This window comes from Nitrospirota bacterium (assembly GCA_023229435.1).
Taxonomy (GTDB): domain Bacteria; phylum Nitrospirota; class UBA9217; order UBA9217; family UBA9217; genus JALNZF01.
This window is the reverse complement of the sequence record JALNZF010000015.1, coordinates 1-13,894: the sequence shown is the minus strand read 5'-3', so window position 1 is coordinate 13,894 and position 13,894 is coordinate 1. Positions and strand designations below refer to the sequence as shown.

Here is a 13,894-nt window from a genome sequence, read left to right as displayed (position 1 = left end):
AAAAAGGTGCAGGGGAAATCGAACGGTGAGGTTAGCCACCGAGCGTATCGAGGATGGCTCGACTAATTGTTAGAAATCCCTGGAGCACTCACTATCGGTGAATTTGATAAATACAAGTAAACGTTCGCTTCCGCTGATTTGTTCGCAGTATTGTAAAGGTACATTTTATAGCGAGTAAAGGCGATGCGCTGCTGAACCTGTTCGGATTCAAAATAAATTGGATCACCACTCTTCGCCTGGACTTTACATTCGATAGGAAATTGAATGCGCTTTGCGTCACGAAGGATACGCAAGATAGGCATTTCATCAGGAATGAGAAGAACTCCAATGGTGCCTGAAGAAAAAACTTCGCTTCTCATTTCGCCTTGCAGGCTAATCAAAAGAGAGGTGAATCCGTCAGTTTCGATGGTCCCGGCATAAACCATTTCAGGCAGTTCCGCGCGTTGTGAAGTGGGCACTACCAAACCTTCTCGTGTAATGAATTTCGTCGTACCTTCAATCGAGACAGAGCCCTTGATTTGTTGCAGCTCGGGGAAATTATTTACGTGCACATCGCCCTTGATTTGCTGCGTCTCAGGGAAATTTTTAACGTTCACATCAGAATGTTGGGAAACCTGCGCTTGCAGGAGTTGAGGAACGATTGCCGGGAAAAGAAAAAAGATGGGGAATATCGCAATGATCAAATGTTTGTACATGGCATCCTCCGAAATTTAGATGTTTTGATAACTTGGAATCGCAACTCGGGTCGCGATTTTATTGATGAGAAGTATCAACGACGAGTTGAGCCGCCCATGGCGGCTCGAACGACTCGTTAGCTCACTTTACTTTCCTGATATGCTTTGTTTTTAAATTGACCTCAAACGTCTCATCACGTTCGTTGGTTACGAGCAATCGTCCATCTTCAATGGTCATCGATGTGATGAAAAGATCCTGTACGTCTCGTTCAAGATTTAGATTATACTTCTCTTCGTAAATCTGAAGTTCGCAGGTCGGGTAGAGCAAAGCGAAACCCGACATCTTTTCAAAACAGCCTCTCCATCGCCTCATCCACGGTACGCACGCCCATCAGTTCCATCTTTTTAAGCGCAGCGGTCTTCTCCATCTTCTCGACATTCAGCGCCGGCAGCACGCAGCGCGTAAAGCCGAGCTTTGCCGCGTCTTTGAGACGTGATTCGGCCTGACTGATGGCCCGCACTTCTCCGGCAAGACCCACCTCGCCCATGACCACGGTCCGGGCATTGATCGCCTTCTCTCGAAAGCTCGATGCCACGGCGGCAATGATGCCGAGGTCGATGGCCGGCTCGTCTACCTTCAACCCTCCTACGATGTTCACGAACACGTCCATTCCCATGAGGTGCATGCCCACACGCTTTTCGAGCACCGCGAGCAGGAGCGACACACGGTTGAAATCCACGCCGATGCAGGTCCTCCGGGGCATGGTGAGCTTTGAAGGGGCCACCAGCGCCTGAAGTTCCGCCAGGATCGGCCTCGTGCCTTCGAGCGATGAGACTACAACCGAGCCGGTCGCGTCAGCGGGCCGTTCAGCGAGGAATATTTCCGAGGGATTGGATACTTCGGTCAGACCGCTTTCCTTCATCTCGAACACGCCGATCTCATTCGTGGAACCGAAGCGGTTCTTGACCGCGCGCAGGATGCGGAAGGAGTGCCCTTTGTCCCCTTCGAAGTACAGCACCGTATCGACGATATGCTCGAGCACGCGCGGCCCGGCGATGGCGCCGTCTTTGGTCACGTGGCCGATGAGGAACGTCGGCATGCCCGTGCGTTTGGCGTGGATCATGAGCCTGCCCGAGACCTCGCGCACCTGGCCCACGCTGCCCGGCGCGGACGGAAGTTCCGAGGTGAACATGGTCTGGATGGAATCGATGACCAGGACCTGGGGTTCGAGTCCGTCAGCCGCATGGATGATCTCTTCAAGCTGCGTCTCGGCCAGCACATAGAGGTTATCGGTCTTGACCCCGAGCCGCTGGGCGCGCATCTTGATCTGCGCCGGCGACTCCTCGCCCGAGACATACAGCGCCTTGCCGCGGAGCTCGGAAACTTGTCTCAGCATCTGGAGCACGAGTGTTGACTTGCCGATGCCCGGGTCGCCGCCGATCAGCACCACGGAACCGGAGACGATCCCGCCGCCGAGCACGCGGTCGAGCTCGCCGATCTTCGTGACGAACCGGTCTTCGTCCCGGGCCTGGATCTCTCCCAGAAGGACCGGCTCCGATCCTCCGGAGCGCTTCGCGCTCCCGATGTCCTTGGGCTTCTCCATGCGCTCCTCGACCATGGTGTTCCATGCGCCGCAGTCGGGGCACTTGCCCATCCATCGGGGAGACTGGGAGCCGCAGGACTGGCAAACATATACCGTCTTGGTTTTGGCAGGCTTCATAGAAGAAGTATTTTATGGTTTCGATCCCGGAATGTCAAACGCTATTTGCGCGGGGAGTTACTATCGCGACGGATCAATCGCCGATTCATTCGTGAACTGATACCGGTCTCATCTCTTCCGCATTTGCCGCGGCCAGCGGCAGGTGGACCTTGAACAAACAGCCCCTGCCCTGCTCACTCTCCGCGGTAATATACCCTGCATGTTCTTTGACAATATCATACACGATCGAAAGACCTAATCCGGTGCCCTTTCCCATACCCTTGGTCGTAAAGAACGGCTCGAAGATCTTTGCCCTGGTCGCCGCATCCATGCCAATACCCGTGTCGCTGACCGAAACAGTTGCATACAACCCCGGTTTGCCAAAACCATGGGTACTGATGAATTCACTGTCCAGTTTCATGGTGCCGGTCTCGATGGTGACAGTCCCGCCGTCGGACATGGCGTCCCTCGCGTTCACCAGCAGGTTCATGATGACGCGCTCGATCTGGCTTTTGTCGACCAGCACGAACAGCCGACCGGAGGCAGTTTTTAGCGAAAGCCCGACGCCCTCGCGGAGGAGTCCGGACAACATCTTTTCCATCATCCTGACGATATCGCTCAGGTCCCCTGGCGCGACGTTCGTCACCTGTTTTTTCCCGAAGGCAAGGAGGTTCTGCGTAATATGCGACGCGCGCTCGGTCGCACCCAGGATCTCGTCCACATATTCACGCATGGGGTCGTCCTCGTCTATCTTCATGCGCAGAAGGTTTCCGTAGCCCACGATGGCGGCCAGAATGTTGTTGAAATCATGCGCCACGCCTCCGGCCAGTTTCCCCATAGCCTCCATCTTCTGAACATACCGCAGCTTCCCTTCGAGTGCTTTTCGTTCGGTGATGTCGACGAGCGTTCCGATCACGGAGGGCTGGCCCTCATACTCAAAGCGCGTTGCGTTCATCAGCACCCAGCGCTCCTCGCGGTCTTTTCGAATGATCTTGAACTCGTACTGGAATGGGACTGCATCGGAGGAGAGACGGTCGCGTCCCCGCTCCTGAACGATCCTCTGAAAATCAGGATGAATAATGCTCCAGAAATCCATGGACAGAAGCTCCTCCTGCGTATATCCGGAGATGCGCTCCGTGTTCGGGTTCGCATACAGGATCTTGCCTCCCCTATGGATAAAAATAGCCGAGGGCGTTGTCTGGGCCAGGGTCCGGAACTTCAACTCGCTCTCCCGAAGGGACTCGCGCGAGTGACGCGCTTCGTCGTAGAGCAGGGTGTTCTCGATGGCGATGGCGGCCTGGCCGGCCAGCGTCTCCAAGAGATCAATGTCGCTCTGCAGATAGGGAGCTCCCGTTCCCCGTGCTCCCAGGGTCAGGAAACCCTGCAACTGTCCTTTGGTTATCAGGGGAATGAGCAGTTCGGCATCGATCTTCCGCATGCAGTCATATGCCGCACGGGCCTCAGGTTCGGGCAGCTGTTCCTCCAGTTCTCCCCGAAGAAAGGCGTGCCCGCTCCGCCGGATCCAGTTCGCGACATCGGCGCTGGTGGCGCAGACATCCCCGTCTCTGTCTTGATCGCCGGAGACGTTCCGACGCACCATACTGCCGTCGCGTTCTTTCAGGAAAAGACGGACATTCTCCACCTCCAGGCTCTTTTTCATGCTCTCGATGATATGGCGCAACAGATCATCGCGGTCAAAGATCCTGAGCATCGCATAAATGGAGTCCTTCAGTACCTGCTGGTAGTCATACCGGTGTCCGATAATAATTGTCTTGATCCGCTCCTGCATGCTCCGGTTGAACGATGTGCCGAAGAAGATCAAGCTGATGACGGAAAGTGAACATACTATCGCGAGATTATTGCCGAGAACCGGGGCGAACACATGGAACAGGAGCAGGTGAATACCGCTAAAGACCGCTGAGAGAAAAATGACGGTGACCGTGCGCGATATGGCCAGCCGGATATCGAACAATCGGTAGCGGGTAATGGCATAGAACGTGAGCAGGATCCAGGGCAGGCCGAAATAGGCGCCGAGTCCCGCGGCGATGCCGAACCCCACATACAGCTGTAGAAAGCCGCCGAGGAACGCGCCTCCCGTGCCGAAGATCACGAGGCCGGCAAAGAGGTAGTTCATCTGAACGCGTTGTATGCCAGTCGATCGTTTCCTGGTGCGGTAGTATTCATAGACGACCCACAGGGCCTGGAGCGCCCCGAACAACCGGACCGGGTTCTCCAGGAGACCGGTGTGGTCAACGTAGGGCCGCAGAGAATAGCCGCTTGGCTCCAGCAGATCGGTAAAAAGGCAGAGAACGAGTATGATACTCCAGAAGGGATACAAGAGCAGACCCGCGGTCCGTGCAGCCCGGCTGTTTTCCTGCTTCATGTAATAGATCGCCTGCAGCGCGGCCGTGGGAGCAAACCAACCGATCCAGCTGGCACGGGCAACAAGATCGATGGGCAGCCCCAGTGAGGTCAGTACATACATCTGGGCGGTAAAGAAGGAATATCCTGCCGAGACGAAGGACAGGATCGCAACGGATCTATTCACCCGGCTTTTGCGCGGATTGTGCGTGAGAAGCACGATCCCAAGCAGGACTTCCAGGACGGCCACGACAAATAACGGGTAACCCATCAGTTGAAATACATCCATCAGGACCTCGTCCACTGATTCACTGCGCCTGCGGAAGCACCGGATCAATTACTTCCAGCGTCGTGATCAAGTCTAAATGCTTTTAGTATAACAGATATATCTCCGTTGAGATGGTGTTTCTTCCCTGTAGGTGAGAGCACACATACACCGGGCCGGTAACGAAGACCCCGACAAGGTCATCTTGATGGAATGGAGTAAATCCGTTATCACCACACCATGTCTTCAGCGATTCTTCAACCGGGGAAAATTAATGCTGTCTTTTATTTCATATGTTGTATAATGAGCCGGATGAATCATGTTCGGGATATTTCGAATACTAAATAGACTGTCATCCCCCGCTTGATTCTTGCGGGGGCAGGCCCCGAATCTTGCCCTCGAATGTTGTAATCGGGGGGCTCCTATCGGGATATGGTTTAACATCAGATTCCCCCCGGCTTACAATCATACCGGGGCAGGCTTTAAAACCTTCGGGAATGACCGCCTTAGAATGGCGTCATTTTTTTATTAAGAGACGATTAACAGCTAATTCTTTGGTTGCACAAGTTTAATCCGTTCAATTGACTCTCTCCTCAAATTGTGCTATTAAAAGGGTTGGAATTTTCACATCACAAAACAATTAAGGCGGATATGAAAACATCACTGCTTGCCACATTACGATTCAAAATTGCGTTCTTTATCGTCATCCTGCTTCTTATCACTGCATCCCTTTTTTCTCTTATTACGATCCAGACGATGAACAGGCACATATTGGACGAGGTCATAAAAAGAGCGGAATCCTTATGCAAAAGCATGGCGGCCCTGGCGCCATACAGCATTCTCTCCAGCGATCTGCTGGGCATAGATAATATCGTCTCCAAAGCAAAGGACGCAAATTCCGATGTGGAATACGTTGCAGTCACCAATGCCGAGATGAAGATTCTGGCCCATACCGATGTTGCACGGCGGGGGGAGACATTCGTGCCGTATCCCCGCGACATCTTCAAAGAGAATCAGGACGGCACTCGCGTGTATGAAGTTCAGCCCGCGTCGGAAAAGTTGCTGGAAATCGTTGCCCCTATTCTCTTTGACAACAAACAAATAGGCAATGTCATTATCGGGATCAATAATTCCGTTTTGTACCATGCACGGGCCGAGACCCGGAGAAAGATCCTGGCGGGATTCGGCATTACCCTGCTCCTGGGCATCGGGTGCATCATCGTTCTGTCCTCCGTCATAACGCGGCCCATCAAGGAGCTCACCCGGGGTGTCGATGAACTCAAGCAGGGAAGACAAGCAAGGCTCAGGATCTATTCGCAAGATGAGCTCGGCAATCTGACCGAGAGTTTCAACCGGATGACCGAACTGATCACGGATCAGCAGGCACGGCTCGGCACCTATGCGACGGAACTGGAAGAGGCGTATGTTTCCACGGTCACGGTGCTTTCCGCTGCCATCGATGCCCGCGATCCGTATACACTCGGACATTCCACGCGGGTCGCTCAATTGACCCGTAAGATCGGAGCGGCGATCGGGCTTCCCCATCAGGAGTTGGAAGACCTCGAGATCGCCAGTCTGTTCCACGATGTGGGGAAATTGAAGACTCCCGACTTTGTTCTGCTCAAGGAGGGTCCGCTGGACCCGCAGGAGCATCGCGAGATCGCGAACCACAGCGAGAACGGCGCCGCGATCCTGGGCAGGGCGCCGTCTCTTCAAAAATACATGCCGGCGGTCAGGCACCACCATGAATGGTTCAATGGTGAAGGGTATCCCGACGGCCTCCGGGGGGACGACATCCCGCTCTTTGCGGCCATCATCGCCGTGGCTGACGCCTTCGATGCCATGACATCGGCCCGGCCTTACAAAAGTGCGCTCTCCCGTGAAGAGGCTCTCCGGGAGTTGGCCCTCTTCTCGGGAAGACAGTTCAATCCCCGCCTTGTCGAGGTGTTCCACGAGGTGATCGAGTCCGTTGCCCTGCCTGCAGTTCTCGAGCAAAGGATGACCAATGCGTAACGCTGCCTCATTGACCGTTATGGTGTTCTGCGCCTGTCTTATCGTGTTCGCGCCATCGTGCTCATATATCCGTCGGGTAACTGCCCCGGCCGGACAAGAACATAAAGTCATCGATGATACGGCAAAACAAGCGCAGGCGAACATTGCGCTCGGCGATTACAATAAGGCGCTGGAACTCTACTCGAAAGCGTATGATAAATATCATTACCCGGGAATGAGCAGCGGCTATGCCAGAATAGGCGATCGGATCAGGAATTCAGCGGATACCGCTTATCAGAAAAAGGATTTCTCGGAAGCCGGAAACATCTACAATACCCTGTTCGAAAGCGGCATTACCACCAGGGATTTCTCTCAAGCGTTGTCTTTCGACGATGATTACTTGAACGGGCAGATGAAAGCATGCTCCAAGGCGCTCCTGGAAGCGGGCTTGACATCCTATCGTGAGGGCAAACTGGAAGACGCGATCGCTGTCTGGAAAAAAGCACTGGTATTCGATCGTGACAACATGGACATAAAGAATATGATCGATACCGCCACAACACAGCTTCAGAACCTGAAGAATATAAAATAAAGAACTTTTTTGATCCGGTAATTCACACTTTTCCGTCCAGATACTTCCTTCTTTTCCCTTCCGGGAACCTTTCAATGGCATAGCGCAGCATAGTCCGCGGCATTTTCTTATAGTGCTGTTGAAGAAACTTTTCCTCTGCGGCTATATCACGCTTCCCCACCTCACGCAGCATCCATCCCACCGCCTTGTGAAGAAGATCGTGATCGTCCGTCAGCAGGACCTTCGCGATCCCGAGCGAGTCATCAAAATCGTTCTGCCTGATGAACGCAAACGTCGATAGGATGGCTATCCGCCGCTTCCACAGGTCCTTTGATTTCGCGAACGCATAGAGCGGCTTCCTGCTCTTGTCCCAGAGATGTGACCCGACGATATTCGGGGCCGACAGGTCCACGAGGTCCCAGTTGTTGATGTACTTTGTATTCTTGAGATAAAGGCTGAAGATTTTCTTTTTCAGGGCGTCATTGCCCCTGGCATATGCACTGACCAGCATAAGAAGCGCAAGCAGGCGTTCCTCATGAACGGTTGAGGCAAGCAGCGTCGTGATCTCGCCGAGCGGCGTGTCAGAAAATTCCTTTGCCACCCTCCGGATGTCCGGGACCACGACCCCGAGGAAGATGTCCCCTTCCCCGTACTCGCCCGTCCCGGTCTTGAAGAACCCCTGAAGGACCTTTGCCTTCTCTCTGCTCGCCAACTGTCGTAAACGTTTTCTGATTTTTTGCGCGGTCATGGAATGTTTTGAGAATTCGTCATAGTATTTCTTGAAGCATGATATAGGTTAGCAGAATACAGGACCTGCGTGGATTGCAAATTTACCGGTTCCGTTCCTTTACAACCCGATCCATTTCGCGTTTAGCTTCATTTGCCTTTATCGTATCACGCTTGTCAAAGGACTTCTTGCCCTTGGCGAGCCCAATCAGCACCTTGGCTCTGCCGCGTACGAAATAGATCTTGAGCGGGATGAGCGTGAATCCCTTCTGCGACATCTTCCAGGTAAGCTTGCGGATCTCTTCTTTATGCAGCAGGAGCTTGCGCGTCCGGAGCGGCTCGTGGTTCGCCAGGTTGCCGTGGGTATAGGGACTGATGTTCGCGTTGAACAGGTACATCTCTTCATTCTTGACCATGGCATAGCTGTCTGTCAGGTTCGCGTGACCCAGGCGCAGGGACTTCACCTCCGTGCCCTGAAGCGCGATGCCGGCCTCGACGGTTTCTTCGACGAAGTAGTCGTGGAATGCCTTGCGGTTCGTCGCGACCGCGTTGTCCTTTTTCTTTTCTGTCATGACGCTATGATACACGACACGCCTGCGAGAGGCAATAGCAGAGATATATTGACGGTCAGAGAATCATTTCGAAAGGATCGGTTTTCCGCTAAGGACGTTCAGCATCTCCACGAGCCGGGGTTTTCGCTTGTTCGCCTCTGTCAGGGCCGCCAAATAGGCGGCCCATTCAGCAGCCCTGCCGGGCCCGTCCAGGGCCTGACGCACTTTTTTGAGATAAGCGACGGCCTCGCTGTAAGCGCCGACCTTGGCCTGGGCGATGAGCCCCTCGGCGATCTTTTTCCAGATGGCAATAGCCCTGTCGGGGTATTTGTGAGCAATAGCGCTCGCCACCTCGTCGTCTCGATGCGATCCGAACCAGGCGTTTGCTCTCTGTTTCTGAATGTCATACCAGCGCAAAACATCATCAATGCGCTTCTCGCTAATGGCGATATCTATCAAAGTGTCAGCGAAAGGCGGCTTTTCACGACGGGGCTTTTCAGGTTTCCCGAAACCGGTGTCAGGCAAGGGCCAACCGGCCTTATCACCCGGATAGACGCCCGTTTCCAAAAATTCCAGGCAAGCGCCCCGGACCTTGGGCCCAAACCTTGCTTTTTCAGCGGCAACCTGAAGCTCCTCGAAGGTTTTCAGGCCTGGCTGTTCAAAGAAGTCATCAGCACGGAGCGCCGCGGCGAACGGCCAATCTTTCTTCCGCTGCCGGAGCTCCAGCAGTTCCTTCTTCAGGGAGGACGCAATACCCGGTAATTTATTCTGTGTTGCCGTCACCCCTTTGCGAATCCACTCTTCAGCCTCGGTCGTGCGGCCTGCCTTGCGGAGTTTTCTTACCAAACGCTCATAGCTTCCGGTCGCTTCCGCCTCCCGTAAACACAGGCCAATGGCTTCATCTGCTCGTCCAGCATTCTCCATAGCCCGGATAACTTCGCCGGATAAGCGATCACGATTGTAATCACGGGAAAAAGCCCCTTCTCCCGTTTCAGGTTTCATAGCTCGAAGCCTTGCAAGAAGACGGTCTGCCAGCTCGCTCCACGCCTTTTTCCCAAATCTGCGCTGCAGGAACTCATCTGCCCCGCTGCAAAGATCGTAATCGTCCCTCAGAACGAAATCAACAGCCCATTCCAGCTTGTCCGTATCAGACAGTGAGCATTTCGCAAGGGCCTTAAAAACGATCGGCATGGTTTCGGAGAGCTCGGTCGCTGTCTCACCTTCGTCGTGAGATTGCTCAACCTGTTCAATGCCTTTCACAAAAAGCTTCTCCCCCAGCCGCACCACGTCGTCCGGACAACCCTCGTCGAGAAGCCGCTGAAGCCCATCGCGTACAGGCGAATAGTCGGGCGTGTGCCCGGTGTGCTTCCAGTAGTTGCGCCATGCCGGCTCGCTGCTGATCATGACGATGGCTTTCGTAACGGACTTGGTCAGCGCGGCGCAGTCCTTTTTCCCCGGTGTTGGTCGAGCAAATCCTAATTCCTTCTTCAGTTCGGGATGTGATTTCAGAATGCCGGAAAGCGTGGCCTGCAATTCCTGCTTCGACTTCTTCTTGAGGGAGGCTTCTATACCTGCAAGCACGCGCTCCGCTTCCGGGATGAGGTCATCGTCTTCATATTCTTCATCGTCTTCATCAAAATCAACGTTATCCTCATCATCTTCCCATGCAAGAGACGCATCCTCCAACAAAGAGAACCTGTCGTCATCCGCGTTAGCCAACGGCACATCGGCTTTCTTCTTTAAGCGGTCAAGATATTCAAGCACCACCGCGACAGCGTGCTTGCAGGTCCCCTCGTAGGGGCAGGAGCAGTCCGACGAAAGCCGCCCCTTTTCGAGCGCCGCCTTTGTCGCATAGTTTCTCGAGCCCCGCACCCAGGCGAGCAGACCGCCATCGGAGGTACGGGCCAGGTCCCGCACGGCGCCGCTCTTTTGATACGATGTCCCGCGGGATACGATCTTTGTTCCAGCCCAGGCTTCAAGATCGGCCCAGGTGAGCTCAGACAGTGTTTTCTTGGCGCGCTTGCTCATATGCTCATATCAATGGCGTTGTTTTCAAATTTGAGTTGGAACAAATATAATTCAAGTAGTGGCGGAAATAACCAATGTATAGCTTCTCGTTTGTTGCGCCTACTTATCTGCTATTGCCACGAAACTGAACGCCGCCGTGAGGGGCGCGTTTCTTAGCGACCCTCTCGACGGCGTGGTTCGGATCATGTGTCGGATTTCGCTCTGCTCTACCCTCCCTACGAAACTTGGCGTTACTTGTTTCCTTCTTTATCTCTTTTATTACTTCTTTTTTTTCTTCATTCGTTCCCACCAAGAAACGTGCCCGGGAGTGAATATATCATCATTCAACCTGTCAACGACATACCCTTTTGATGCCAAGTAATCGGAGAAAGCCTGCCCTTTAGCTGACAGAGTATAAATGTCGCCGACTATTTCGACATATCGTCGAAGCCTAAAAGGTTCAAGGAAAATTCTGCCAGGAGAAGACGACATTATCGGAAACATAGCCTTGAAATGCCCTTCTATATAGATTTGATTTTTGGGTTCAATAGGGCGTGTAACCTTAGGTATTGCCATTATCGCGCAGAGAGCGGCATGTTCATCTAAACCTTCAAAAATGTCAATTACAGCATCGAACTCTCCGCGGTACAGCTCGGGCAGGCCACTCGTAATTGATTGCAGGGTTTTTTTGAGATTTTCTTCGTACTTTGCTTTACCTTCAATTGTGTTTTCATACTTCAGGATTCGGAAGTGGGCAACGTCAAATGGAATATCACTATATTCGTCATGTGTGATCATTATAGTTCTGTTTCTTTTCAGAGTATGCGCAACACCTAGTTCATAGAAACAGTTTGCATTACGCCCAGAGATATCAACGATCACGATTGACGATTGTTCGACCGCAGTAATGATGTCATCGAATACTGGATTGGCTGAAAATATTTCGTCAGCGCGTTGAATTCGAAAACCGAAAGACTCTACCGTGGGTTTTGTACTGTGTTGATAGGCACTCATCGCTACTTCATCACTAAAAGGAATTACCATGAAAACGGTATCACTCATTTGGACATTCTCCAAATCTGAAAATATATTAATCTAATGCGACACGTAGCTGGATCATTGCTTGGCCGTGCAGGTGCGAAGAGCATTAATTATAAGTGGTTTTCAATCTATCCTTTCTCAATGTAGCCCCGTCCCCAGCAACGAGGACAATTTTCCATTGCTCCCCCACAAGAACATGGTTTGCCTAGAAATGTTACCTTGAATGGATCGTGAACAAATTCCGGAGACTTGGGTGGATCAATAGCCTTTTCCTTCTTTAAATGAACTACGAAGGAACCATTGCTATCCCTGGTTAGAACCGAACCAGGGTTTTTTCTTTGCTATTTCTGAGGCTTCTTTAAAATTCACGGTCGCACCTCATTGGATTCGAGCGTTACTGTATCCATGCCTGAACAGCTAAGCGTCTCTCCTTTCGTAAATAAGCATTGAAGAATCATTAAGCCCCGCCTCAACTATTGGAGTCATGCCAGAAATGTAAGATTGCAAATCTATGATGAGGCTAACGAGTGGTTGAAGTTGAAGATGCCAATTATTCTTTTCAAAAATTGCAGTAGTAAAGGCATCTGAGTCACCCGGAAGACAATCATGTTCAACTGCAATATCTAGATCGCTATCTGGTCTTTCGTTGCCGCGAATGCGACTTCCAAAGAGCCACACTCGCTTGACTATGGGTTGAGATTTAGCCCAGGTTCTGATTGCCTCAATATCAGCGTCCATTACCATACTATATCGCCTAATGCCTGAGTTGAGCCGCCCCGGGTGAGTGGCGGCGCAGCCGTTCGTCTCTACCTGTCGTGGTTGGCAATCCTCGGCTTAAACCCGTCAACAGCAATGTTTTCTTGGTCCAAACTTACCTGGATACCGTCCTTCCATCCCTTACTTAGACTGAACCAGCTTGCGGCCACTTACTCTGAAATCTATATTTACGCCAGATGCTCGGTGAGAGGGCCGTCGCTAGGCACTGCTGAACTCATAGGTTAGATCTTTTCCCTCAGAACCTGTCCCTCGCAATTTCTGTCTTACGTTGACTTCAAACTAAACTACGGATCCTATCAAAATCTTGCGTAAAGGGCTAACCCTTTTTTAAATTGCCCCCTCAATTATGGCACCCAGAAGAATGTCAACTTCTCAGCATACTTACCGCCCGGCGGTGTATACTTGACTTCATAAGGGGGAAAGACTTTGTCTGGAATAAATCCCTCTTTGAGCAGCCAATCAATAATTTCTTTTAATTCACCACTTTTTAATCTTACTATGGAACCTTTAGCTATATAGAAACCTTGCGTCGTTTTTAATCTGTTTGCAAACTTTGAAGTACTTAGCCAACTCATGATTTCTTTCTGTCTCTCGGTAGGCCAAACTATCTTAGCCATCATTGCCTCTGCCCGCTTTTGTACCCAATTCACGTCCTGGGGATTTTGATCATTCACCTCGTCGTCAGATACCCTATAGTCCGTGTCATCAGGAGAGAGAAAAAAGTATTCCCATGCTGAGCTGTCAGCATCGTTTATCCAAGACACCCAATCCTCCGTAGCTGAGGTGTCACCGCCTCCTAAATAATCGTCATCATCGTCGAGCATACTCACCACCCTATCTGAAAACTGCCACCTTTGGATGAAGGCAAATCACACAAAAAACCTATGCCTTGAAACATCTCATGCGAAACCATCTGCGCGAGCATCAGAACCAGTTATTGACTATGGGGGATAGTAAACACCTAAAAACAAGCCCCATAGTAAAGCACGGATTTTTGTTGTTTACTCGTTTAGCAAGGAACGTGCCATCGACACTCTTGACAATAAGTGTTTATATGAACGGGACTGTATCATCGCTTTCCTGTAAAGTCAACACCCGCAAAGGGTCACCCATTTGAAGGCTCCCTGTCAAGTGAAAAAACCCACCCTGTGACGAAAAAATGAAATTATCTCGTCGATGTTTTTCCGCAGTCAGCAACATCCATACAATTGCCGTAGTTTCATTCTGTT

11 protein-coding genes are annotated in these 13,894 nt (G+C 51.9%); 2 read left to right on the top strand and 9 right to left on the bottom strand.

What is annotated here, in order from left to right:
* Nucleotides 1-62: 62 nt before the first annotated feature.
* The 3 genes from M0R70_10670 to M0R70_10660 all read right to left on the bottom strand — a co-directional run bounded on the left by M0R70_10670 (nt 63) and on the right by M0R70_10660 (nt 5,024).
* Nucleotides 63-695 carry a hypothetical protein gene (locus tag M0R70_10670; protein MCK9419828.1) on the bottom strand — a complete coding sequence of 211 codons (633 nt, stop codon included), beginning with the start codon at nt 693-695 and terminating at the stop codon, nt 63-65.
* A 326-nt stretch (nt 696-1,021) separates the two neighbouring features.
* On the bottom strand, nt 1,022-2,395 hold the full coding sequence (radA, locus tag M0R70_10665; protein MCK9419827.1) for a DNA repair protein RadA: 1,374 nt from the start codon (nt 2,393-2,395) through the stop codon (nt 1,022-1,024).
* A gap of 85 nt (nt 2,396-2,480) precedes the next feature.
* The gene (locus M0R70_10660; protein ID MCK9419826.1) at nt 2,481-5,024 is read right to left on the bottom strand and encodes a PAS domain S-box protein; all 2,544 of its coding nucleotides are present in this window, start codon (nt 5,022-5,024) and stop codon (nt 2,481-2,483) included.
* A gap of 627 nt (nt 5,025-5,651) precedes the next feature.
* Here M0R70_10660 and M0R70_10655 point away from each other — a divergent pair.
* Together M0R70_10655 and M0R70_10650 are read left to right on the top strand one after the other, a co-directional pair.
* Complete coding sequence (locus tag M0R70_10655) at nt 5,652-7,013, top strand: HD domain-containing protein (GenBank protein MCK9419825.1); 1,362 nt, start codon at nt 5,652-5,654, stop codon at nt 7,011-7,013.
* Nucleotides 7,006-7,584 carry a hypothetical protein gene (locus M0R70_10650; GenBank protein ID MCK9419824.1) on the top strand — a complete coding sequence of 193 codons (579 nt, stop codon included), beginning with the start codon at nt 7,006-7,008 and terminating at the stop codon, nt 7,582-7,584. The genes M0R70_10655 and M0R70_10650 overlap by 8 nt, the downstream gene beginning before the upstream one ends.
* A 22-nt stretch (nt 7,585-7,606) precedes the next feature.
* Here the strand turns inward: M0R70_10650 and M0R70_10645 are convergent, their stop codons facing one another.
* The 6 genes from M0R70_10645 to M0R70_10620 form a co-directional block, all read right to left on the bottom strand.
* Nucleotides 7,607-8,311, bottom strand: coding sequence for a DNA alkylation repair protein (locus M0R70_10645; protein MCK9419823.1), 705 nt, complete (start codon nt 8,309-8,311; stop codon nt 7,607-7,609).
* A gap of 82 nt (nt 8,312-8,393) precedes the next feature.
* The gene (smpB, locus tag M0R70_10640; GenBank protein ID MCK9419822.1) at nt 8,394-8,861 is read right to left on the bottom strand and encodes an SsrA-binding protein SmpB; all 468 of its coding nucleotides are present in this window, start codon (nt 8,859-8,861) and stop codon (nt 8,394-8,396) included.
* Nucleotides 8,862-8,924: 63 nt separating this feature from the next.
* Nucleotides 8,925-10,868 (bottom strand): SWIM zinc finger family protein, encoded by a 1,944-nt coding sequence (locus tag M0R70_10635; GenBank protein MCK9419821.1) that lies wholly within the window; start codon nt 10,866-10,868, stop codon nt 8,925-8,927.
* Nucleotides 10,869-11,126: 258 nt separating this feature from the next.
* Nucleotides 11,127-11,909 carry a hypothetical protein gene (locus M0R70_10630; protein MCK9419820.1) on the bottom strand — a complete coding sequence of 261 codons (783 nt, stop codon included), beginning with the start codon at nt 11,907-11,909 and terminating at the stop codon, nt 11,127-11,129.
* Nucleotides 11,910-12,305: 396 nt separating this feature from the next.
* On the bottom strand, nt 12,306-12,626 hold the full coding sequence (locus M0R70_10625; protein ID MCK9419819.1) for a nucleotidyltransferase domain-containing protein: 321 nt from the start codon (nt 12,624-12,626) through the stop codon (nt 12,306-12,308).
* 383 nt (nt 12,627-13,009) lie between these two features.
* Nucleotides 13,010-13,489, bottom strand: coding sequence for a hypothetical protein (locus M0R70_10620; GenBank protein MCK9419818.1), 480 nt, complete (start codon nt 13,487-13,489; stop codon nt 13,010-13,012).
* Nucleotides 13,490-13,894: the final 405 nt, after the last annotated feature.

Excerpts from the sequence above, each read along its gene's own strand:
- M0R70_10670 (MCK9419828.1), bottom strand. The coding sequence starts at position 695 with ATGTACAAACATTTGATCATTGCGATATTCCCCATCTTTTTTCTTTTC.
- radA (MCK9419827.1), bottom strand. The coding sequence starts at position 2,395 with ATGAAGCCTGCCAAAACCAAGACGGTATATGTTTGCCAGTCCTGCGGC.
- M0R70_10660 (MCK9419826.1), bottom strand. The coding sequence starts at position 5,024 with ATGGATGTATTTCAACTGATGGGTTACCCGTTATTTGTCGTGGCCGTC.
- M0R70_10655 (MCK9419825.1), top strand. The coding sequence starts at position 5,652 with ATGAAAACATCACTGCTTGCCACATTACGATTCAAAATTGCGTTCTTT.
- M0R70_10650 (MCK9419824.1), top strand. The coding sequence starts at position 7,006 with ATGCGTAACGCTGCCTCATTGACCGTTATGGTGTTCTGCGCCTGTCTT.
- M0R70_10645 (MCK9419823.1), bottom strand. The coding sequence starts at position 8,311 with ATGACCGCGCAAAAAATCAGAAAACGTTTACGACAGTTGGCGAGCAGA.
- smpB (MCK9419822.1), bottom strand. The coding sequence starts at position 8,861 with ATGACAGAAAAGAAAAAGGACAACGCGGTCGCGACGAACCGCAAGGCA.
- M0R70_10635 (MCK9419821.1), bottom strand. The coding sequence starts at position 10,868 with ATGAGCAAGCGCGCCAAGAAAACACTGTCTGAGCTCACCTGGGCCGAT.
- M0R70_10630 (MCK9419820.1), bottom strand. The coding sequence starts at position 11,909 with ATGAGTGATACCGTTTTCATGGTAATTCCTTTTAGTGATGAAGTAGCG.
- M0R70_10625 (MCK9419819.1), bottom strand. The coding sequence starts at position 12,626 with ATGGACGCTGATATTGAGGCAATCAGAACCTGGGCTAAATCTCAACCC.
- M0R70_10620 (MCK9419818.1), bottom strand. The coding sequence starts at position 13,489 with ATGCTCGACGATGATGACGATTATTTAGGAGGCGGTGACACCTCAGCT.